The sequence below is a fragment of the Streptomyces sp. NPDC004667 genome, assembly GCF_040609475.1.
Taxonomy (GTDB): domain Bacteria; phylum Actinomycetota; class Actinomycetes; order Streptomycetales; family Streptomycetaceae; genus Streptomyces.
In genome coordinates, this window is the sequence record NZ_JBEXKC010000023.1 from 43,871 (window position 1) to 64,828 (window position 20,958).

The window sequence follows — 20,958 nt, forward strand, 5'->3', positions numbered from 1 at the left end:
GGACTGGCTATTGTGTTCAGACAGCGGTGTGCCAGATGGATGCGACTTGGCCTGAGGGGGACCTGACGCTCGGTTTCGTAGAGGAGGGCAGGCCGTACACGCCGGTGTGGCTACACCTTGCACGGATCCGCTACCTCCGCATGGAGGATCTGCGGGAGACGGGACCATGCTTTATCGACGGCGTCCAAGTCTCGTTGCTGCCCGCTCGACGATCCAGCTGGCCATTCGAGGCGCGCATGCACACGCTTCGGAGTTGGGAAGGCGAGTGGGGTCAGGTCGACCTGGAGTGCGAGATGGCTTGGGTGAAGATTGCTGGCCCTTGGAGCTTGGAAGCGGTCGTGCAGATTGTCAATGTGTCCCTTACTCCACCGGAGCTGGCGACCATCTCGGCTTGAGGGCGTCGACAGGGTGATTTCAAAGGGATGTAGATCTTCCAGGAAGATGTTTGATTTGTTCTACCTTGAAGGTTATATCCCGAACGTCAAATTCTCAGTGGTCAGCGGCGGCCGTCCTGTCGGGTGGTCGCCGCCGAGGTGGGCCGGGTCAGAGTAGGGACTCGGGCGGGGTCTGGAGCCAGAAGAACTCTGAACTGGCCGGGGATTCCCCATATCGAGGTGCCAACTTGGCTCCTTTTTAATATCCCATGAATTGGATGGAGCGGCCCACCGAATGGATCACTCGGTGGGCCGCTCCTGATGTTTGACGGCAGTAGTTGACGGCAACGCCAGCGGACAGGTGTTGCGCAAGCCGGCGGATCGTCGCCCTCGGCTTGGTCGCCACGGTGTCTGTGCAGGTTCGGCTGACAGGTTCGGTCACGCGGCCTGGAGGGCCGGTGTGGTCGTGACGGTCTCGAATGTGACGGGGGTCAGGCGGCCGAGTGCGGCTTGTCGGCGGCGTCGGTGATGGGGCCGCTCGACCCAGGTCGCGATCGTGATCCGCAGTTCCTCGCCGGTGGTCCAGCATCGGCGGTCGAGGACGTTCTTCCGCAGCAGGCTGAGGAAGGACTCCATGGCCGCGTTGTTGCCGGCTGCCCCGACCCTCCCTGTCGATCCGGCCATACGGGGCCGGTCGAGTGCCCGGACGAACGCACCGGCGGCCTTTCCCTCGGTGATCGTGGTGCCGCCCTGGAACGCCGAGGACTGGATGATCTTGGTGTCGATCTGGTCGCCGAAGGTGAAGGAGCACGTGCAGAGGCCGATGTCCTGACCGCCGGCGCGGCCATGCAGACGCATTTCAGCGCCGCGGCCTCGATTGACAGGTCATGTTCTTTCAGCTGGCCGAGACCTGAAGCTTGTAGTCCACAGAGACGGCAAAAGATCCCGATGATCCCCGGATGCTCAGAGTATGGCTGCCAGGTGCCAGCGGTTCCAGTTGCACCCAGAGGCCGCAGGCCTGGGTTCGCAAGCGCCCCCCGTTCTGGGTGATCGGATTACCGTCGACAGCACTGATCTGCACGGCTGTCGCCTCGTATCGTTGGGGCTCCAGAGTCTGGCCGTCGAGGACGGCATTTCCCTGAGCCGAAGTCATGAACGCGGTGCAGTCGCTTGCTTTACCCATGAGGTTCACCAGGGGGAAGGCCACTGGCACAGCTGAAGGCACTGTGCACGAGCGCGTCACGGTTTCGCCGAAGGTGCCGGCCAGGAACCAGATGCCGCCTGCCTGGCCCTGACCGCACAGGTGGCCGTCCTGATCCGAGACAGGGTTCGAGCCGCTGACGCTCGAAGCCGCCCAGGTCCACCAGCGGCCCTGCAGATCGGCAGCGCTCAACTTGGCCCGCGCGCCTGGAGAATCTGCTGAGGGCGGTGTAGACGCGGTCACCGCGCCGGTTGGGGAGCTGAGGGTGTCCGCAGAGGGCGGGGCAGACGTGGCGGAGCATGCGCTGACCAGAATCGATGCGCCGATCAGCAAGGCTATGGATCTTCCGAGGTGCATGCGCGAAGAGTATGAGGCTGTGACCCTCTTGCCCCCACGAGGGTGGCCGCCCGCGAGGCTTCCATGGCGCGATCTGGCGCCGGATCGCGATCTACCGCCAGGGGGCGGCTGATGGACTTGTGGAGCCTGACAGTAGGGCCTTCTCTCGCCGGGGTGAGGCCCATCCGTGAGACTGCCGGGGCCTCGTATCAGGCCGAGATCGATGGCATCGTCGCTGGGTGCAGTGCTGTAGGAAGTCCGGTTGATCGGAAACCCAAAGGATCCTCGACTGGGATGTATCGGATGTACAGGCCGCGGAAGTCGCCGCGAACATCGCGTTCACGGAGAGCCGGTTCCCGGTGCGGCAGGCGATGCGTGTCGCGTTTTTGGGCGTACCGTGTGCGGCAGCTGAACCGGCCTCCTCGCCCGTTTGGTGGGGGAGGAGGCCGGTTCGTGTGGGAGAGGCGGCGGCTACTCCGATTCGCCTTCGAGGTTGCCTTCCGTGTCCAGGTAGACCTGGCGGAGGGATTCGAGGATCTGGGGGTCCGGCTTTTCCCACATGCCGCGGGATTCGGCTTCCAGGAGGCGTTCCGCGATGCCGTGGAGGGCCCAGGGGTTGGCTTCCTCCAGGAAGGTGCGGTTCGTGGGGTCCAGGACGTAGGTTTCCGTCAGCTTGTCGTACATCCAGTCCGCGACGACGCCCGTGGTGGCGTCGTAGCCGAAGAGGTAGTCGACCGTCGCCGCCAGTTCGAAGGCGCCCTTGTAGCCGTGGCGGCGCATCGCCTCGATCCACTTGGGGTTGACCACCCGGGCGCGGAAGACGCGGGAGGTCTCCTCGACCAGGGTGCGGGTCTTGACCGTTTCCGGGCGGGTGGAGTCGCCGATGTAGGCCTCGGGGGCCGTGCCGCGCAGGGCGCGGACCGTGGCCACCATGCCGCCGTGGTACTGGAAGTAGTCGTCCGAGTCCGCGATGTCGTGCTCGCGGGTGTCGGTGTTCTTTGCGGCCACCGTGATGCGCTTGTACGCCGATTCCATTTCGGCGCGGGCCGCGCGGCCCTCCAGGCCGCGGCCGTAGGCGTAGCCGCCCCAGACCGTGTAGACCTCCGCCAGGTCGGCGTCGGTGCGCCAGTCGCGGGAGTCGATCAGCTGGAGGATGCCCGCGCCGTACGTGCCCGGGCGGGAGCCGAAGATGCGGGTCGTGGCGCGGCGTTCGTCGCCGTGTTCGGCGAGGTCGGCCTGGGCGTGGGCGCGGATGTAGTTGTGGGCGGCCGGCTCGTCCAGGGAGGCCGCCAGCCGGACCGCGTCGTCGAGGAGGCCGATGACGTGCGGGAACGCGTCGCGGAAGAAGCCCGAGATGCGGAGGGTGACGTCGATTCGGGGGCGGTCGAGTTCTGCGAGGGGGATGGCCTCGATGCCCGTGACGCGGCGTGAGGCCTCGTCCCAGACGGGGCGGATGCCGAGGAGGGCCAGAGCCTCGGCGACGTCGTCGCCGGAGGTGCGCATCGCGCTGGTGCCCCACAGGGACAGGCCGACCGAGGCGGGCCATTCGCCGTCGTTGTCGGTGCGGTAGCGGGTGAGGAGGGAGTCGGCCAGGGCCTGCCCGGTCTCCCACGCGAGGCGGGACGGGACGGCCTTGGGGTCGACCGAGTAGAAGTTGCGGCCCGTCGGGAGGACGTTGACCAGGCCGCGGAGCGGGGAGCCCGAGGGACCGGCCGGGACGAAGCCGCCGTCCAGGGCGGTGACCACGTGGGCGATCTCGTCCGTGGTGCCGGCCAGGCGGGGGACGACCTCGTGCACCGCGAAGGTGAGGATGTCCGAGACCGGGGTGGGGTGGCCGGCCGCGACCGTGGCGACCGCCTCCGGGGACCAGTTCGCGTCCTCCATCGCCTGGACCAGGGCGCGGGCCGTCGCCTCGACCTCGTCCGCCGAGGTGCGGGTGGCGGCCGACTCGTCCAGGCCGAGGGCCTCGCGCAGGCCGGGCAGGGCGGAGGTGCCGCCCCAGATCTGGCGGGCGCGCAGGATCGCGAGGACCAGGTTGACCCGGGCCTCGCCGGTCGGGGCGCCGCCGAGGACGTGCAGGCCGTCGCGGATCTGGGCGTCCTTGACCTCGCACAGCCAGCCGTCGACGTGCAGGAGGAAGTCGTCGAAGCCGTCGTCGTCGGGGCGCTCGTCGAGGCCCAGGTCGTGGTCGAGCTTCGCCGCCTGGATCAGGGTCCAGATCTGGGCGCGGATCGCCGGGAGCTTGGACGGGTCCATGGCGCTGATCTGCGCGTACTCGTCCAGGTGCTGCTCCAGGCGCGCGATGTCGCCGTACGACTCCGCGCGGGCCATCGGCGGGACGAGGTGGTCGACCAGGGTGGCGTGCACCCGGCGCTTGGCCTGGGTGCCCTCGCCCGGGTCGTTGACCAGGAAGGGATAGATGAGGGGGAGGTCGCCGAGCGCGGCGTCCGGCGCGCAGGAGGCCGAGAGGCCGGCGTTCTTGCCCGGCAGCCATTCGAGGTTGCCGTGCTTGCCCAGGTGGATCATCGCGTCGGCGCCGAAGCCGCCGTCCTCCGCGGCTGCCTGGATCCAGCGGTACGCCGCCAGGTAGTGGTGCGACGGCGGCAGGTCCGGGTCGTGGTAGATCGCGATCGGGTTCTCGCCGAAGCCGCGCGGCGGCTGGATCAGGACGAGGAGGTTCCCGCGGCGCAGGGCCGCCAGGACGATGTCGCCCTCCTGGTTCGAGGAGCGGTCCACGAACATGTTGCCCGGGGCTTCGCCCCAGTGTTCGGTGACACTGTCGCGCAGCTCGGCCGGGAGCTCGGCGAACCAGCGCTTGTAGTCGGCGGCCGGGATGCGAACCGGGTTGCGGGCCAGCTGCTCCTCGGTCAGCCAGTCCTGGTCGTGGCCGCCCGCCTCGATCAGGGCGCGGATCAGCTCGTCGCCGTCACCGGAGATCAGGCCGGGGATGTCGGAGGTGGGTCCGAAGTCGTAGCCGTGCGAGATGAGGGTGCGCAGCAGCTCCACGGCGCTGGCGGGGGTGTCGAGGCCGACCGCGTTGCCGATGCGGGAGTGCTTCGTGGGGTACGCGGAGAGGACGAGGGCGATCTTCTTGTCGCGGCGCTCGATGTGGCGCAGGCGGGCGTGGCGCACGGCGATGCCGGCGACGCGGGCGGCCCGCTCGGGGTCGGCGACGTAGGCGGGCAGCCCGTCCTCGTCGATCTCCTTGAAGGAGAAGGGGACGGTGATCAGGCGGCCGTCGAACTCGGGCACGGCGACCTGGGTGGCGGCGTCGAGGGGCGAGAGGCCCTCGTCGTTCTCCTCCCAGGCGCTGCGGGAGCCGGTCAGGCACAGGGCCTGGAGGATCGGCACGCCCAGCGCGGCGAGGGCGCCCGCGTCCCAGGACTCGTCGTCCCCGCCCGCCGAGGCGGTCGCGGGGCGGGTGCCGCCGGCGGCCAGGACGGTGGTGACGATCGCGTCGACCCCCTCCAGCTCGGCCAGCAGTTCCGGCTCGGGGGTGCGCAGGGAGGACACGTAGAGGGGGAGGGGCTGTCCGCCCTTGGCCTCGACGGCCTCGCACAGGGCGTGCACGAAGGCGGTGTTGCCGCTCATCTGGTGGGCGCGGTAGTAGAGCACCGCGACCCGGGGGCCGCTGTCACGGCCTGCCGTGCGCTCCAGCCGGCCCCAGGTGGGGGAGCCGGCCGGGGGCTCGAAGCCGTGGCCGGTGAGCAGGACGGTGTCGGAGAGGAACCGGGCCAGCTGGTCGAGGTTGGCCGGGCCGCCGTGCGCGAGGTAGGCGTGCGCCTCGGCCGCGATGCCGATGGGGACGGTGGAGGCCTCCATCAGCTGGGCGTCCGGGGCCTGTTCGCCGGTCAGGACCACGACCGGGCGGGTCTGGTCGGGGGCCAGGAGGACGTCGAGGCCCTCCTGCCAGGCGCGCAGGCCGCCGAGGAGGCGTACGACGACCAGGCCGACGCCGTCGAGGAGACCCGGGAGGTCGTCGAGCGGGAGGCGGGAGGGGTTCGCGAACCGGTACGGGACGGGGCCGTCCGCCGTGTTCGCGGCGCGAGCGCTGAGCAGATCGGTGTCGGACGTCGACAGCAGCAGGATCATGCGGCGGCAGGCCTTCCTCGGGGTTTCCGCGCCCCGGGCAGTGAGGACGGCGGGAGTTCCTGACTCACCCCGCGCGGGTGCTCCGCGGGGTTCACAGTGGCGGGACCGCGCCGGAATCGCACCGGGCTTCCTCCCATGTCGCCGTCCTCGGCGATGACGGGCCGAACGGTCCGTCGGAAGGTCATCTTAGGCGGCGTCGTCCCTGGCCGGGAGTGGGGGTGGGAGTGGGTGGGCCGGTGCGTGTCGGTGGGTGGCGTCGGTCGGCGGGGCCGGTGCGGGTGGGCGGGAGGTGCCGGTCGGTGGGGCCGGTGGCATCGGTCGGGCGGTGGTGGCTCCCGGCGGGGGCGGTCGGGGGTGGTGCGTACCGGTGTGGGTGTGCCGGGGTGGCAGGTCCCGGCGGGGGCGGCCGGGGCGGTGCGTCCCGGTGGGGGTGGGCGGGGTGGGGTGGCTTCGCCGGGGCTCTGCCCCGTGCCTGGTGTTCCCAATCGCCCGTGCTCCGGCGCGCCCCGCCCCGCGCCCCGGACACCACCGGGGCCGGAGACGGAACCGGGGTACGGGATCAGGGTGCCCGTTCCGGGTCACAAGGCCCGGTGACGTGCACGGGCCGGGGCCGGAAGCGGAATCCGGAGGCGGAATCCCGGTGCCGGTCCGGGGCGGCGGGGTGGCGACGGACACAGGTCGGGGGCGGGCAATCGTGGGTATGCTCGCGGCCATGCCCCAGCCCCCTTCCGCCGCATCGCGGGACGAACCCGTCATACGGGAACGCGGTGACGCCTGCCCCGGCGCGCTGCGCCTGCACGCGGCCGACGACGGGTTCCTGGCGCGCATCCGGATCCCCGGCGGACTCCTCGACGGACCGGCCGCCCTGCTGCTGGCCGACGCCGCCGAACGGCTCGGCGACGGCCACCTCGACCTCACCTCGCGCGGCAACGCGCAGCTGCGCGGCCTCGGCGAGAGCTGTGGCGGGGAGCTCGCGGAGCTGCTCGACCGGGCCGGGCTGCTGCCCGCCCCCTCCCACGAGCGGGTCCGCAACGTCGTCGCGTCGCCGCTGGCCGGCCTCGACCGGGCCGGGCTGCCGGACGTCTCGGCCTGGGTGCCGCTGCTGGACCGGCTGTTGTGCGCGGATCCGGGCGCGGCCCGCCTGTCGGGGCGGTTCCTGTTCGCCCTCGACGACGGGCGCGGCGACGTGGCCTCCCTCGCGGCCGACGTGACGCTGACCGCGTGCGGGGACGGCGCCCTGGTGTGGACCGCCGGCTCCCCGGAGGGCGTCCTGGTAGCGGCCGGTGACGCCCCCCGAGCCGCCCTGGTCGCCGCGAACCTCTTCCTCGACGCCGTCGCGCACGCCGGGACCCGGGCCTGGCGGGTGACCGAGCTTCCCGCCGAACACGCCCTGGACGTAAGGGTGTTGAGCGAGCGACTGGCCGCCGCCGGGATTCCGGGACGGGTGGCCGGTGTCCCCGCGCCCCGCGCCGCCACCTCCGAGACCGAGCCCGACACCCCCGCGCCCCGGACCGCCGCCGACGGCCCCGAGCCCGGGATCGTGGCCGGGTCCGGGTCCGGGTCCGCGTCCGGGCCCGGCGCCGCCGCCGCGCTGTCCGTGCTCGCACCCCTCGGACGGCTGACCGCCGGCCAGTGGCGGCTGCTGGCCGGGCTCACCGGCCGGATGCGGCTGACCCCCTGGCGCGGGGTCGTCGTCCCCGGCCTGACGCACCGTACGGCGGGCCCCGCGCTCGACGCCCTCGCCGGAGCCGGGCTCATCACGTCGCCCGGCGATCCCCGACGGTCCGTCACGGCCTGTACCGGGCAGCCCGGTTGCGCCAAGTCGCGGGCCGACGTACGGGCCGACGCGCGGTCCCTCGCGGCGCGGACGGCCGGCCCGCTGTCCGTGCACTGGTCCGGATGCGAGCGGCGCTGCGGGCACCCGAGGGGCACCGCCTGGGTGGACCTGGTCGCCACCCCGGACGGGTACGAGATCTCCGCGCCCGGGCGGCCCGCCGCACCGGTCGCGCACGCAGACCTGGCGGCGGCCCTCACGGCCGCCCGCAGCACCACCCCATCACCGTCGCTGTGAAGAAATGAGCGAGTACACCGTGTTCGAGTACGAGAAGGACGGCGCCGCGATCTACCGCCAGTCCTTTGCCACGATCCGCGCCGAGGCGGACCTCTCCGGGCTGCCCGCCTCCGTCGCCCAGGTCGCGGTGCGCATGATTCACGCCTGCGGGATGACGGACCTGCCCCAGGACCTCGGCTACACCCCCGAGGTCGTGCTGCGGGCGCGCGCCGCGCTGGCCGCGGGCGCGCCGATCCTGTGCGACGTGCAGATGGTGGCGAGCGGGGTCACCCGCAAGCGGCTGCCCGCCGACAACGAGGTGATCTGCACCCTCTCCGACCCGGCCGTGCCGGAGCTCGCCGCGAAGATGGGCACCACGCGCAGCGCCGCCGCCCTCGAAGTCTGGCGCGACCGGGGCCTGTTGGAGGGCTCCGTGATCGCCGTCGGCAACGCGCCCACCGCGCTGTTCCGGCTGCTGGAGATGATCGAGGAGGGCGCCCCGCGCCCGGCCGCCGTGATCGGCGTGCCCGTCGGCTTCATCGGCGCTGCCGAGTCCAAGGACGCCCTCGCCGCCCACCCCTCGGGCCTCGACCACCTGATCGTGCGGGGCCGGCGCGGCGGCAGCGCCATCGCGGCCGCCGCCGTCAACGCGATCGCGAGCGAGGAAGAATGAGCACCAGCACCACCCCGGGCAAGGGCAGGCTGTACGGCGTCGGACTCGGCCCCGGCGACCCCTCCCTGATGACCCTGCGGGCCGCCGAGGTGATCGCCGAGGCCGACGTCGTCGCCTACCACAGCGCCCGCCACGGCCGTTCCATCGCCCGTTCGATCGCCGCGAAGCACCTGCGCTCCGACCACGTCGAAGAGCCGCTGGTCTACCCGGTCACCACCGAGACCACCGACCACCCCGGCGGCTACCAGGGCGCGATGGAGGAGTTCTACGAGGCCTCCGCCGCCCGCCTCGCCGCCCATCTCGACGCGGGCCGCACCGTGGCCGTGCTCGCCGAGGGGGACCCGCTCTTCTACGGCTCGTACATGCACATGCACAAGCGGCTCGCGGACCGGTACGAAGCCGAGGTGATCCCCGGCGTCACCTCCGTGAGCGCCGCCGCGGCCCGGCTGGGCACCCCGCTCGTCGAGGGCGAGGAGGTGCTGACGATCCTGCCCGGCACCCTGCCCGAGGAGGAGCTCACCGCGCGCCTCGCCGCCACCGACTCCGCGGTCGTCATGAAGCTCGGCCGCACCTTCCCCGGCGTGCGCCGGGCGATGGAGGCCAGCGGGCGGCTGTCCGAGGCCCGGTACGTGGAACGGGCCACGATGGAGGGCGAGCGCACCGGTGTCCTCGCCGACACCGATCCCGACACCGTGCCGTACTTCGCCGTGGCCGTCGTGCCCAGCCGGATCGGCAACCCGGGCAGCGTGCCGTCCGGCCCCGGGCAGGTCGCCGTCGTCGGCACCGGGCCCGCCGGGCCGCTGTGGCTGACCGCCGAGACCCGGCGGGCGCTGGCCGACGCGGAGGTCCTCGTCGGGTACACCACCTACCTGGACCGGGTGCCGGTCAAGCCGGGGCAGGTGCGGCACGGCTCCGACAACAAGGTGGAGTCCGAGCGGGCCGAGTTCGCCCTCGACCTCGCCCGGCGCGGCAAGCGGGTCGTCGTGGTCTCCGGCGGGGACCCCGGCGTCTTCGCCATGGCCACCGCCGTCCTGGAGGTCGCCGCCCAGCCCGAGTACGCGGACGTGCCCGTACGGGTGCTGCCGGGCGTGACCGCGGCCAACGCGGCGGCCGCCGCGGCGGGCGCCCCCCTCGGCCACGACTACGCCACCATCTCGCTGTCCGACCGGCTCAAGCCGTGGGAGGTCATCGCGGAGCGGCTGCGCGCCGCGGCCGCCGCCGACCTGGTGCTCGCCCTGTACAACCCGGGCTCGCGCAGCCGGACCTGGCAGGTGGCTCAGGCCAAGGAGCTGCTGCTGGAGCTGCGTTCGCCGCAGACCCCGGTGGTCGTCGCGCGGGACGTGGGCGGCCCGGAGCAGTCGGTGCGGATCCTCACCCTGGACGCGCTGGAGCCCGCCGAGGTGGACATGCGCACGATCCTGCTGATCGGTTCCTCGCAGACGCAGGTGACCGAGCGGCCCGACGGCTCCCGGGTGACCTGGACCCCGCGCCGCTACCCGTGACCGCGCCCGCCTGAATCCCCGGTGCGGGGCCCGGTGGGGTCTCGCACCGGGGGAGGGGTGCGTACGGCCGGGGGGCGCGCGGCCCGCGCGGGTCAGCCCGCGCAGCCCGCCAGGGCGTCGGCGCAGCCCTGGACGGCCTCGGGGTCCAGGGTGAGCAACTGCCAGGACAGCACCCCGACCGGCGGCGAGTCGTCCTGCGGCTTCGGTTCGATGTGGGCCGTCAGCGGGGGGCCCACCGGGAGGTTGAGCCGGGTGGGCTCCCCGGCGGTGCACGCCACGTCGAAGGAGCGCTCACCGGGCCCGCCCTCCCGCGACAGTACGAGGGTCACGTGGGTCTCCTCCTCGCTGTCGCAGGCGATGTCGAAGCGGTACGGGCGCTCCCCGCCGGTCTCCAGGGTCTTCTCCAGCCCGGAGCGCAGGAACCCGGTGCCCCGCGCCGTCACCCGGCCCTCCCCGGCGCCCTTGCCGAGGCTCTCGTCGGCCCGCTGCAGGGCGTCGTCGGGCGCCCACGCTCTGGGGGTCGCTTTCTCGCCGCATCCGGTGACGAGCGCCGTGACGGCCAGGATCAGGGCGAGGGAGTGACGTATCCGCATTCCCTCAGCCTAGAGGGTGCGGCGGCGGGCCGGGACCGGCCGGAAGAGCCCGTTTCACCAGGGACTTCGGTCGCGCAGGCCGTTCCGTGCGTCCCGTCAGTCCCGGCCGCCGCTGCCGCCGCGGCCGTCCGTCAGTCCGCGCCGCCCGCCGCCGGGCTCGGCGTGTCCAGCCAGCGCAGGGCCGCCTCCACCGACGGGGCCTCGGCGACCCCCTCCGGGACCGCGGGGCGGCGTACGACGAGGACCGGGATCCCGGCCTCCCGGGCGGCGGTGAGCTTGGGGGCCGTCGCGGACCCGCCGCTGTCCTTGGTGACCAGCAGGTCGATCCGGTGCCGGGCGAGCAGCTCCCGCTCGTCCTCCAGCGTGAACGGGCCCCGCTCCAGGAGTACTTCCAGGCGCGGCGGCACCGGTCCGGCCGGCGGATCCACCGAGCGCACCAGGAACCAGGGTCCGGTGAGGTGCGCGAAGGTGTGCAGGCCCATGCGTCCCGTCGTCAGGAACACCCGGCGGGCGTCCAGTTCCGGCAGCAGCGCGGCGGCCCCGGCGAGGGAGTCCGCGAACGTCCAGGCGTCGCCCGGACCGGGGGTCCAGCCGGGGCGGCGCAGCGCCAGCAGCGGCACGCCCGTGAGCGCCTCGGCCTCGGAGGCGTGGAAGCTCATCCGCTCCGCGAAGGGGTGCGTGGCGTCCACGACATGGGTGACGTCGTGCCCCACGATCCAGCCGGCCAGCCCGGCGACGCCGCCGAAACCGCCGATCCGGGTCTCGCCCGGCGGCAGCACCGGCGCGGTGACCCGGCCCGCCAGCGAGGTCGTCACCCGGTACGCGGGGTGGTGCTCCAGTGCCTCCGCGAGGCGGCGGGCCTCCGTGGTGCCGCCCAGGATCAGGACGTGCGCCCGGTGTCGGTCAGCGCGGACGTGCCGGTCAGCAGCCATGCCGGTCAGCAGACGTGCCGGTCGCGCTCGGGGGAGTACAGGTGGCTGTCCGGGAACTGCTCCGCGCCCAGCGTGCGGCCCACGATGATGACGGCGGTGCGCACCAGCCCCGCCTCCTTCACCCGCGGCGCGATGTCGGCCAGGGTGCCGCGCAGGATCAGCTCGTCGGGGCGGCTGGCCATCGCGACGACCGCGACCGGGCACTCGGCGCCGTAGTGCGGCAGCAGCTCGTCCACGACCCGGTCTACGTACCGGGTGGCAAGGTGCAGCACCAGCAGGGCCCCGCTGCGGCCGAGCGTGGCCAGGTCCTCGCCGGGCGGCATCGGCGTGGCCTGCTGGGCGATCCGGGTCAGGATCACCGTCTGGCCGACGGTGGGCACCGTCAGCTCCCGCTTGAGGGCGGCCGCCGCCGCGGCGAAGGCCGGAACGCCCGGGACCACCTCGTAGGGGATCCCGGCCGCGTCGAGGCGCCGCATCTGCTCGGCCACCGCGCTGAAGACCGACGGGTCCCCGGAGTGCAGCCGCGCCACGTCCAGGCCCGCCTCGTGCGCGCGTACGCACTCGGCGACGATCTGGTCCAGGTTCAGCTGCGCCGTGTCGACCAGGCGGGCGTCCGGCGGGCACTCGGCGAGCAGCTCGCGCGGGACCAGGCTGCCCGCGTACAGGCAGACGGGGGCGGCGGCCAGGGTCCGCGCACCGCGCACCGTGATCAGGTCGGCGGCGCCGGGGCCCGCTCCGATGAAGTACACGGTCATGTCTGATCCTTCTCCTTGGTAACCGACCACTGTGTGACGGGCATCGCCTGTCGCCAGCCCGTGAAGCCGCCGACCGGCACGGCGTGCGAGACGGCCAGCTTCACCAGGTCGCCGCCGTGGCGCCGGTAGCGCTCCGCGAGCACCGCCTCCGACTCCAGGGTGACCGTGTTGACCACCAGCCGGCCGCCGGGGGCCAGCGCCGCCCAGGCGGCGTCCAGCAGTCCGGGGGCGGTCAGCCCGCCGCCGATGAACACCGCGTCGGGGGCCGGGAGTCCCTCCAGGGCCGCCGGGGCGGCGCCGACCACCACGCGCAGTCCGGGCACGCCCAGCGCCGTGGCGTTACGGGTGATGCGCGTGGCCCGCTCCGGTACGCGTTCCACCGCCACCGCCCGGCAGGACGGGTGCGTCCGCATCCACTCGATGCCGATGGACCCGGAGCCGCCGCCGATGTCCCAGAGCAGCTCGCCGGGGGCCGGGGCCAGCGCGCACAGGGTCGCGGCGCGCACGTGCCGCTTGGTCAGCTGCCCGTCGTGCTCGTACGCGGCGTCGGGCAGGCCGGGGGTCGCGCCGAGCCGTGGCACCGGATGGGCGCGGTCGCGGAGGCACTCGACGGCGACCACGTTCAGGGGGGCGCCCGGCGGCCGGTCCCAGTGCTCCGCGACGCCCTCGTACGCGTCCTCGTCCTCGGAACCCAGCTGTTCCAGCACCCGCATCCGGCTCGGGCCGAAGCCGCGCCCGCGCAGCAGGGCGGCGATCTCGCCGGGGCTGCCGGCGCCGGCGCTCAGCACCAGGACCCGTCGGCCCTCGTGCAGCGCGGCCGTGAGCCGGGCCACCGGGCGGCCGACCACCGTCACCACCTCGGTGTCCTCCATAGGCCAGCCCAGGCGGGCGCACGCGTAGGACACGGAGGAGGGGTGGGGGTGGATCCGCAGGGCGTCGGGGCCCAGCTCCTCGCAGAGCGCGCGGCCGATCCCGTAGAACATCGGGTCCCCGCTGGCCAGCACCGCGATCCGGCGCCCCGCGTGCTCGGCCATCAGCTTCGGCACGGCCGGGCGCAGCGGGCTCGGCCAGGCCACCCGCAGTCCGGCGCAGGGGTCGGGCGGCAGCAGGTCCAGCTGCCGGGGCCCGCCGATCAGCACCTCGGCCGAGGCCAGCGCGGAGCGCGCGCCGGCGGTGAGCCCGGCCCAGCCGTCGGCGCCGAGGCCGACCACCGTCACGGGGAGGGGAGGTGCTGCGGAGCTCACGGAGAGGTACCTCGGGGGCGGGAGAAGGGGGAACGCGAGGGACGGCTCCGCAGCTTACCGGTGGCTCCGCCGGGCCCCGGGTGGCAGGGTGACCTGGGCGGAAGCGGTGGCGCCGGCCGCTTGCACCCGATGGCCCGGGGGGCCGCTCCCCGGACTCCCTCCCGGGCCCCTCCCGGGGAGGGTGGGGGTCCCGCGGGGGCGGGGCGGGGGCTGAGTAGGGTGGCGGGGACCGTCCAAGACCGCGCATCCGTGCCCAGGGAGCCGCCGTGACCGGCTGGAACGCCACGCACATTCCCGACCAGAGCGGCCGGACCGCCGTCGTGACCGGGGCCAACAGCGGCATCGGCTACGTCACCGCCCGCGAGCTCGCGCGCCACGGTGCGGCCGTGACCCTGGCCTGCCGCAGCGCCGCGCGCGGGCGTGCCGCGGTGATCCGGCTGCGCGGTGAAGTGCCCGGCGCCGAGGTGGAGTTCGCCCCGCTGGACCTGGCCGACCTGTCCTCCGTACGGGAGTTCGCGCGGGCCTTCGGACAGCGCAGCCCCCGCCTGGACCTGCTGGTCAACAACGCCGGGGTGATGGCGCTGCCGTACGGGCGGACCGCCGACGGGTTCGAGACGCAGTTCGGGGTGAACCACCTCGGGCACTTCGCCCTGACCGGGCTGCTGCTGCCGAGGCTGCGGGCGGCCGGCCCCGGGGCCCGGATCGTCAACGTCTCCAGCGGGTTCCACGTGCTCGGCGACGTACGCCCCGAGGACCTCGACCCCGATCCCGCCCGGGGGGCGGACGGCTACCGGCGCTGGATCGCCTACGGCCGTTCCAAGAGCGCCAACCTGCTCTTCACCCACGAACTCGCCCGGCGCTTCACGGCCGCCGGCGCCACGATCACCGCCGCCGCCGCGCACCCCGGCTACGCCTCCACCAACCTGCACGCCGGGGCCTCCGCCCAGGAGGGCCGTACGCTCACCTCCCGCCTGCTGGCCCTCGGCAACGGCGTGCTCGCCCAGCCCGCCGCCAAGGGCGCCCTGCCCACCCTCTACGCGGCCACCGCGCCGGGCGTCGGCCAGGACGCCTTCTTCGGCCCCCGGCTGGGCTGGCGGGGCGCGCCCGTACCGTCCTGGCGGGCGGGGCGGACCCTCGACGACGCGGCGGGCGAACGGCTCTGGGCGGCCTCCGAGAAGCTCACGGGAGTCTCGTACGCGTCGCTGCCGCGCTGACGCACGGTCACCGTCAGTAGAACATCCAGGCCGGGACCAGGTTGCCGTTGAAGCCGAACATCACTTCCCCGGCCAGGCACGGCACGCCGCTGTTCGCGACCGCGGCCGCCTGGGTGGGGTCTCCGTAGTTGCCCATCCAGCGCCAGCGCTTGAGCGATCTCTGCGCGGCGATGCGCTCCTTGATCTCGGTGCCTTCCTCCACGGAAAGGACTCGATCGGCGGCGATGTCGTCGTTCTTGTTCCCCATTGCGCTCCTCCTGTGTGTCGTAGCTCAACGTGACGATCGACTACAGAATGTGTCCGATCGCACCGATGTGCTAGCTCCGGGGGCGGCGTGTCGGCTCGGGGGGTGCAAGGTCTACCGCATTGGCCCTGGGGTCGGCGTCGCGGTCCACGGTCGTGCGCGGGCAGGTGCCGACGGCGATGGCGGCGAGCATGCCGAGCGCGATGAGGACGTGGAGCAGTTGTCGTACGTACTCGGTCACCGTGCCGTGCTCGGCTGCTCGTTCAGGAGGGAGGCGAGGCTGCGCAGGATGCGGGCCAGGGTGCGGGCGTGGTTCCAGTTCGCGTGGTCGCCCCGCCCCGTCGGACCGGCGTCGACGAAGTACGTCCACTCCGCCAGGGCGGCCCCGGCGAGCTCGGTCCGGCGCTCGCGGGGGACCGCGGCCACCCGGGCGTGCAGCGCCTCCCCGCCGGTGATCAGGTCGTCGACGAGCCGGGCGACCCCGGCGGCGTCCGGCCGCTCGGAGTAGGGCGCGAGTGCCCGCCCGATGAGGTCCTCGAAGTGCGTCTCGCCGTGGTTCATGCGGGTGCTCCCTACCGTCGTCAGCGAGTGGTGGGATGACGGTAGGGACTGCCGGAAGGGTGTGGGGGTAGGGCTCCTGCCCCCTTGCCGGGAGGTAGGAGTCCTACCCCTCCGTGGTCAGACGGCTACGCCCAGCTCCAGTGCGAGGGCGCGGGCGTCACCTCGGACGGACCGGGGGCCGGACTTGGCGAGCTCGGGCAGCACCATCCGGGTGTGCATGTTGAAGCGGACGGTCTCGGGGGACTCCCGGTGCGCCTTCTGTAGCAAGGCGACGGAGGCGACACCCTCGTCGCGCAGTCCGTGGGCACGCGCCATCTCCACCAGGTGGTACGCGCGGCGCGTCGCCGACGGCACGGCCTCCAGGTCGAGCGCGGAAGCCACCTCCAGCGCCTTCCCCGGCTGCATGAGGTCGTTGTGCATGGTGAGCGCGTAGGCGTCCACCACTCCCTGGCCGAAGAGCAGCCAGGGGTGGGTGTAGCCGACGCCGAGCCGGCCGGCGGCGTCATTCGCCCGGTCCCAGTGCCGCCAGGCGTCGCCGGCCCGCCCGACCTTCGCGAAGGACAGCGCCGAGGCCAGCTGGAGCAGCCCCCAGCGGGCGAGCTCCTCCGCTTCGTCCTGCCTGAGCAGCGCGGCGGCCTGCTCGGCGAGCTCTACGCGTGCCTCCGCCGCCTCGTTCGCGTCGCGGTAGACGTGGTTCATGTACCAGGCCGCACCGGCCATGGCCCGCGGACTGTCGGCGTCCTGCGCCGCGGTCATCGACCGGTCGCCCGTCAGCATGATGAGTTCCGGTGCCGGCTGGAACGCCAGGAACAACTGGGCGAGGTGGTAGGTCTGCGCCTGGGCGGCTAGCGCGCGCCGCCGGTCGATTCCCTCAAGTGCGCGGGCCGAGTGCTGGGTGTCGGCGAGCAGGTCGGGAAGGAGCGAGGCGATCCTGGACCGGTGGTCGCCCCGGTCGTGCCACAGCTTCCAGGCCTGCCGCACGCGGGCGGCGAGGACTTCGGCCGGTTCGGGCTCGGCGTCGGCCGGGGTGAGCCTGTAGGTGGTCAGGGCCCGCTTGATCGCGGGCAGCGCCGCGTGGGCGGCCTTCGTGTAGGTGGCGGCGGAGATGCGCTCGTCGCCGGTCAGATCCGCGATGTCGCACTCGTAGACCGTGGCCATGCGGATCAGCATGGGGAGGCGGGGCATTCCGATGGCGCCCGTCTCAAGCCCCTTGACCCACTCGGCCGAGCGGCCGACAAGGCCGCCCGCGACCGGCCGCGTGAGGCCTGCACGGTCCCTCGCCGCCCTGGCGCGGTGGGCGAACGTCTGGACGGCGGGTTCGGTGTCGTGCTGCTCGGGCATCCTGGACACTCCGTTTCTGGCCTCGACTCCCAGAACGCTACTCCCGTTGGGTGGTGGGGGAACAGCGAACGCCAGCCCAAGGCGACAGCCGTGGAGGGGCGTTGTGTCGTGGGGCGGGATCCGTTCCCGCTCTCCGTGGGCCTCGGGGCCGGACGCCCTTCTGCGATGAGCCCGGCGGCCGGGGCCCGGCGGTCGGGGCCTGACGGCCGACGGCGGCAGGGGTACGAATCGTGCCCCCACCGTCAGGTCACGCGGTCAGCATGCCGAGACGGGTGGCCAGTTCGGACGCCCGGCGCCGCCGGCGGGGGGACTTGGCTTCCGCCTCCTCCAGGACGATCCTGCGGGCGTGCCCGTTGTACCGGACGGTCTCGGGCGCCGCCTCGTGGGCCTGTTCCAACGTGGCCAGCGCCACGTCGGGCTGGGCGTCGAGGTGGTAGGCGCGGGCCTGCTCGATCCGGTGCCGGGCCCGGCGCGGCCGGGACGGGATCGCCTCGGCCTCCGCGCGGGCGGCCTGCCGCGCCGACTCCCCGCCGGCGTGCAGTTCCACCGCCACGGTCACCGCGTGCGCGCCGATGACCGCGCGCGAGAACGAGGTGACCGGGTGGAAGTAGCCGGTGGGCAGGGACTCGGCCAGGGCGCGGGCGTCGTCCCAGTACCGCCACGCCGTACCCGTCTGCCCGCGGCGCGCCGCCGTCAGCCCGGCCTCGACGGTGAGGGCCCCGGCGACCGCTCGGACGTCCGTGCCCACGTCGGGCAGGAGGGGCTCCAGGTACCGGAGGGTTTCCAGGGTGACCGCGTCCGCGGCGTCCAGGTGCGCGCTCTCGCGGTGTGCCTGGGTGGTCAGCCACGCGGCGAGGCCGATGGCGTGCGGGTCCTCGGAGTCCTGCGCGGCCGTCATGCCGCGCTCCGCGACGCGCCAGACGAGCGGCGCGTCGGGCTGGTAGGCGCAGAAGAACTGGGCCAGGAAATAGGTCTCCGCCAACCGGGCCTGGGCCGCCTTGCGGTCGGCGACCGTGTCGGCGGCCCGGACCGCGCACTGCGCGTCCCGGATCAGGTCCGGCAGCAGCGCACCGATGACGTCCCGGTGGTTCGGTGCGGAGTGCCGGGCCCGCCACGCCTTCGACAGCCGGGCCGACAGGTCGGCCGCGGACGGCGCCTCGCGGCCGTCAGCGCCGAACCGGAGCGCGTTGAGGGCTTCGCGGACCGCGGCGAACCGCGGGTGGCCGGGCCCGGTGAACAGGTTGACCCGCATGGACTGGTCCCCCGTGAGGTCGGACAGATCCCGGACGCGGAGCACCTCGGCGATCCGCAGGATCACCGGCAGCGTCGGCGTCTTCAGCCGGCCGGTCTCGACGGCCTTCACCCAGGACCCGGACCGGCCTACGAGACCGCCGAGTTGGTCGCGGGTGAGCCCTCGTCGGGTGCGGAGGACCTGCATTCTCTGGCCGAGCACCAGCGGGTCGCGGTACGGGTCCGGGGTAGCATCGGTAGACATGGCGGCCTTGCCCCTCTCCTTGCAGCTCGTCCCTGCCAGGGTAGGGGGCAGGGCCTTTTCCGTGTGGCCCCGACGAGAACCCTCTCTTCCCCGCGCCGTGCGCCGGAGACGGGGTGCCGGATTCCTCGGAGGAGTGTGAACCCCCTTATCGGTAGCCGGTGTTGACGGCATTTGCGGGCGGCGCCGGTTCGCCCGGACGTGCCTCCGTCCGCCCCCGGTGTGCCTCCGTCCGCCCCGGGCGGGGGCTCACCGTGAGGGTTGCGGGCGCCGGACACTCGCATCATGGACGACACTCCGGACAACCACTCAGAAGGCCGCGACCGCGCGGTGGTGCTCGGGGCGGGCCTGGCCGGCCTGCTGACGGCGCGGGTGCTCGCGGAGCGGTTCGCGCGGGTCACCGTGGTGGAGCGGGACGAACTGCCCTGGGACGCACCGGAGTTCCGGCCCGGCGTCCCGCAGTCGAGGCACGCGCACGTGCTGTGGGAGCGGGGCCTGGAGGCGATGGAGCGGCTGCTGCCCGGGATCACCGGCGAACTGACGGAGGACGGAGCCGCCCTGCTGGACTCGCCCCGGGACTTCCTCTGGCTGAGCCCCGCCGACTGGTTCGGGCCGCTGCCCGGCACCCGCGTGCTGCTGGCCAGCCGGGAGCTGACCGAGTGGACGCTGCGCCGGGCCGTGTTGCGGGACCCGCGGATCGAGGTGCGTACGGGCCGCACGGCCACCGGACTGATCGCCGGGGCCGACGGCCGCTCCGTGGCCGGGGTGACCCTGCGCGAGGACGGCCCCGTGCACGCCGGGCTCGTCGTCGACGCCACCGGCCGGACCTCCAAGACCCCCGCCTGGCTGGCCGCCCTGGGCCTGCCCGCCCCGGCCGTCACCCGCTACGACTCCCACCTCGGCTACTCCAGCCGCACCTACCGGATCCCGCCGGACCCGGCGCGCCGCTGGCGGGGCATGTACGTACAGGGCCGCCCGGACAGCCCGCGCGGCGGCGTCCTCGTGCCGGTCGACGGGGACCGCTGGCTGGTCACCCTCATCGGCAACGGCGAACACGCCCCGCCCACCAAGGACCCGGGCTTCCTGGAGTTCGCCCGCGGACTGCGCAGCCCCGCCCTGTACGACGCCGTCCGCGACGCGGAGCCGCTGTCCGAGCCCGCCGGTTTCCGCGGCACCGCCAACGAATGGCGGCACTACGAGCGCCTGGAGCGGCTGCCCGACGGCCTCCTGGTGGCCGGGGACGCCGGCTGCCGCTTCAACCCCGTGTACGGGCACGGGATGACCGTCGCCGCCCTGGGGGCGGAGGCCCTGCGCGAGGCCCTCGCCGGCCTGACGGCGGACCGGATCCCGGCCGCTTCCCGCGAACTCCAGCGGCGCACCGCCACGGCGGCCGCCGTCGCCTGGCAGATCGCCACCAGCGAGGACCTGCGCTACCCCGGCACCGAGGGGCCGCCGCCCGACCGCGCCACCCGGATCCTCCAGCAGTACATGTCCCGGGTGATGGTCGGGGCGAACACCGACCCCGAACTCTCGGCGCCCTTCTTCGGAGTCCTCTCCCTGACCGAGCCGCCCACCACCCTGCTCAGCCCGTGGACCGTGCTCCGCGTCCTGTCCAAGTGGCGCCTGCCCACCTCTCCACAGGCCCCGGCCTATCCGCCCCACCACCCGGAGCCCGGCCGGAGCTAGGAGGGGACCCCCGCGCGGCGCGGGGCTGCCGCTCAGAAGTCGGCGGGCGGCAGCGGCAGGGGGAGGCCGGGCAGGCCGTCGAGGCTCTGGGCGATGTGTTCCTTCTTGGCGAAGTACGCGCTCAGCGAGGCGTCGTCCTCACGTGCGAAGCGCTTGCCGTGCAGGTCGCGGTCCTCGTCGTACGACATGAAGGGCACCCCGTATCCGCAGGAGTCACGGACGAGTTCGGCTGTCACCACGATGACCGCGCGCAGCCCGTGCGGGGTGGGGTCGATGTCGGGGAAGTGGGTGAGCAGTTCCTTGAAGCGCGGGTCGTCACGGAAGACGGGCTCGCCCCGGCCGTGCACCCGCACGATGTTCGGCGCTCCCTGGAAGGCGCACCACATCACCGTGATACGGCCGTTCTCCCGCAGGTGGGCGATGGTCTCCGCGGTGCTGCCGGCGAAGTCGAGATAGGCGATCCGCTGCTCGTCGAGCACCGCGAAGGAGCCCTTGAGGCCCTTGGGAGAGAGGTTCACCGTGCCGTCGCCGACCAGTGGGGCGGTCGCTGTGAAGAACACCGGCTGCTGCTCGATGAAGGCGCGCAGCCGGCCGTCGATCCGTTCGTAAGTCTTTCCCATGTCTAAGGATTATGCGAGGAAAACATTCGCCTGTCTAACGAATGGAGC

Annotated in this window: 17 protein-coding genes, 1 pseudogene and 1 riboswitch; of the genes and pseudogenes, 5 read left to right on the top strand and 13 right to left on the bottom strand. The window is 73.4% G+C overall.

The window, feature by feature from the left end:
- Positions 1–812: 812 nt before the first annotated feature.
- The 3 genes and pseudogenes from ABZW32_RS15720 to cobN all read right to left on the bottom strand — a co-directional run.
- Positions 813–1,058: pseudogene (locus ABZW32_RS15720) on the bottom strand (integrase core domain-containing protein); the annotation flags it as partial.
- A 211-nt stretch (positions 1,059–1,269) separates the two neighbouring features.
- Positions 1,270–1,767 (bottom strand): signal protein, encoded by a 498-nt coding sequence (locus ABZW32_RS15725; RefSeq protein WP_356215809.1) that lies wholly within the window; start codon positions 1,765–1,767, stop codon positions 1,270–1,272.
- Between the two features lie 615 nt (positions 1,768–2,382).
- The gene (gene cobN, locus ABZW32_RS15730; protein ID WP_356215812.1) at positions 2,383–6,003 is read right to left on the bottom strand and encodes a cobaltochelatase subunit CobN; all 3,621 of its coding nucleotides are present in this window, start codon (positions 6,001–6,003) and stop codon (positions 2,383–2,385) included.
- Positions 6,004–6,033: 30 nt separating this feature from the next.
- Positions 6,034–6,193: riboswitch (cobalamin riboswitch) on the bottom strand.
- A gap of 522 nt (positions 6,194–6,715) precedes the next feature.
- Here cobN and cobG point away from each other — a divergent pair.
- The 3 genes from cobG to ABZW32_RS15745 are packed head-to-tail and all read left to right on the top strand — an operon-like array spanning position 6,716 to position 10,228.
- Positions 6,716–8,074 (top strand): precorrin-3B synthase, encoded by a 1,359-nt coding sequence (gene cobG / locus ABZW32_RS15735; protein ID WP_356215814.1) that lies wholly within the window; start codon positions 6,716–6,718, stop codon positions 8,072–8,074.
- A gap of 4 nt (positions 8,075–8,078) precedes the next feature.
- On the top strand, positions 8,079–8,726 hold the full coding sequence (locus ABZW32_RS15740; protein ID WP_356215817.1) for a precorrin-8X methylmutase: 648 nt from the start codon (positions 8,079–8,081) through the stop codon (positions 8,724–8,726).
- Positions 8,723–10,228 carry a precorrin-2 C(20)-methyltransferase gene (locus tag ABZW32_RS15745; protein WP_356215819.1) on the top strand — a complete coding sequence of 502 codons (1,506 nt, stop codon included), beginning with the start codon at positions 8,723–8,725 and terminating at the stop codon, positions 10,226–10,228. The genes ABZW32_RS15740 and ABZW32_RS15745 overlap by 4 nt, the downstream gene beginning before the upstream one ends.
- A 92-nt stretch (positions 10,229–10,320) precedes the next feature.
- On the opposite strand, the gene ABZW32_RS15750 is transcribed toward ABZW32_RS15745, so the two are convergent.
- The 4 genes from ABZW32_RS15750 to cbiE form a co-directional block, all read right to left on the bottom strand.
- On the bottom strand, positions 10,321–10,821 hold the full coding sequence (locus ABZW32_RS15750; protein WP_356215822.1) for a hypothetical protein: 501 nt from the start codon (positions 10,819–10,821) through the stop codon (positions 10,321–10,323).
- A gap of 131 nt (positions 10,822–10,952) precedes the next feature.
- Entirely contained in the window at positions 10,953–11,753 is an 801-nt protein-coding gene (locus tag ABZW32_RS15755) for a cobalt-precorrin-6A reductase (RefSeq protein ID WP_356215824.1), read from the bottom strand.
- A gap of 5 nt (positions 11,754–11,758) precedes the next feature.
- The gene (gene cobM, locus ABZW32_RS15760) at positions 11,759–12,508 is read right to left on the bottom strand and encodes a precorrin-4 C(11)-methyltransferase (protein ID WP_356215827.1); all 750 of its coding nucleotides are present in this window, start codon (positions 12,506–12,508) and stop codon (positions 11,759–11,761) included.
- Positions 12,505–13,752, bottom strand: a complete 1,248-nt coding sequence (gene cbiE / locus ABZW32_RS15765; protein ID WP_356215830.1) for a precorrin-6y C5,15-methyltransferase (decarboxylating) subunit CbiE — start codon at positions 13,750–13,752, stop codon at positions 12,505–12,507. Before cbiE ends, cobM begins: the two co-directional genes overlap by 4 nt.
- A gap of 266 nt (positions 13,753–14,018) precedes the next feature.
- Here cbiE and ABZW32_RS15770 point away from each other — a divergent pair, with 266 nt between their 5' ends.
- The gene (locus tag ABZW32_RS15770; RefSeq protein ID WP_356215832.1) at positions 14,019–14,966 is read left to right on the top strand and encodes an oxidoreductase; all 948 of its coding nucleotides are present in this window, start codon (positions 14,019–14,021) and stop codon (positions 14,964–14,966) included.
- Between the two features lie 13 nt (positions 14,967–14,979).
- On the opposite strand, the gene ABZW32_RS15775 is transcribed toward ABZW32_RS15770, so the two are convergent.
- The 5 genes from ABZW32_RS15775 to ABZW32_RS15795 all read right to left on the bottom strand — a co-directional run bounded on the left by ABZW32_RS15775 (position 14,980) and on the right by ABZW32_RS15795 (position 18,607).
- The gene (locus ABZW32_RS15775; protein ID WP_356215835.1) at positions 14,980–15,213 is read right to left on the bottom strand and encodes a hypothetical protein; all 234 of its coding nucleotides are present in this window, start codon (positions 15,211–15,213) and stop codon (positions 14,980–14,982) included.
- 70 nt (positions 15,214–15,283) lie between these two features.
- The gene (locus ABZW32_RS15780) at positions 15,284–15,451 is read right to left on the bottom strand and encodes a hypothetical protein (protein WP_356215838.1); all 168 of its coding nucleotides are present in this window, start codon (positions 15,449–15,451) and stop codon (positions 15,284–15,286) included.
- On the bottom strand, positions 15,448–15,771 hold the full coding sequence (locus ABZW32_RS15785; protein WP_356215841.1) for a DUF6415 family natural product biosynthesis protein: 324 nt from the start codon (positions 15,769–15,771) through the stop codon (positions 15,448–15,450). The genes ABZW32_RS15780 and ABZW32_RS15785 overlap by 4 nt, the downstream gene beginning before the upstream one ends.
- Before the next feature lie 117 nt (positions 15,772–15,888).
- Entirely contained in the window at positions 15,889–17,112 is a 1,224-nt protein-coding gene (locus ABZW32_RS15790; RefSeq protein ID WP_356215843.1) for a helix-turn-helix transcriptional regulator, read from the bottom strand.
- Between the two features lie 247 nt (positions 17,113–17,359).
- A complete protein-coding gene (locus tag ABZW32_RS15795; RefSeq protein ID WP_356215846.1) occupies positions 17,360–18,607 on the bottom strand; it encodes a helix-turn-helix transcriptional regulator in 1,248 nt (415 codons plus the stop codon).
- Between the two features lie 282 nt (positions 18,608–18,889).
- On the opposite strand from ABZW32_RS15795, the gene ABZW32_RS15800 reads away from it, so the two are divergent.
- A complete protein-coding gene (locus ABZW32_RS15800) occupies positions 18,890–20,290 on the top strand; it encodes an FAD-dependent monooxygenase (protein ID WP_356215849.1) in 1,401 nt (466 codons plus the stop codon).
- A 32-nt stretch (positions 20,291–20,322) separates the two neighbouring features.
- Here ABZW32_RS15800 and ABZW32_RS15805 read toward each other — a convergent pair whose 3' ends face one another.
- Complete coding sequence (locus ABZW32_RS15805) at positions 20,323–20,910, bottom strand: pyridoxamine 5'-phosphate oxidase family protein (protein ID WP_356215851.1); 588 nt, start codon at positions 20,908–20,910, stop codon at positions 20,323–20,325.
- Between the last annotated feature and the right edge of the window lie 48 nt (positions 20,911–20,958).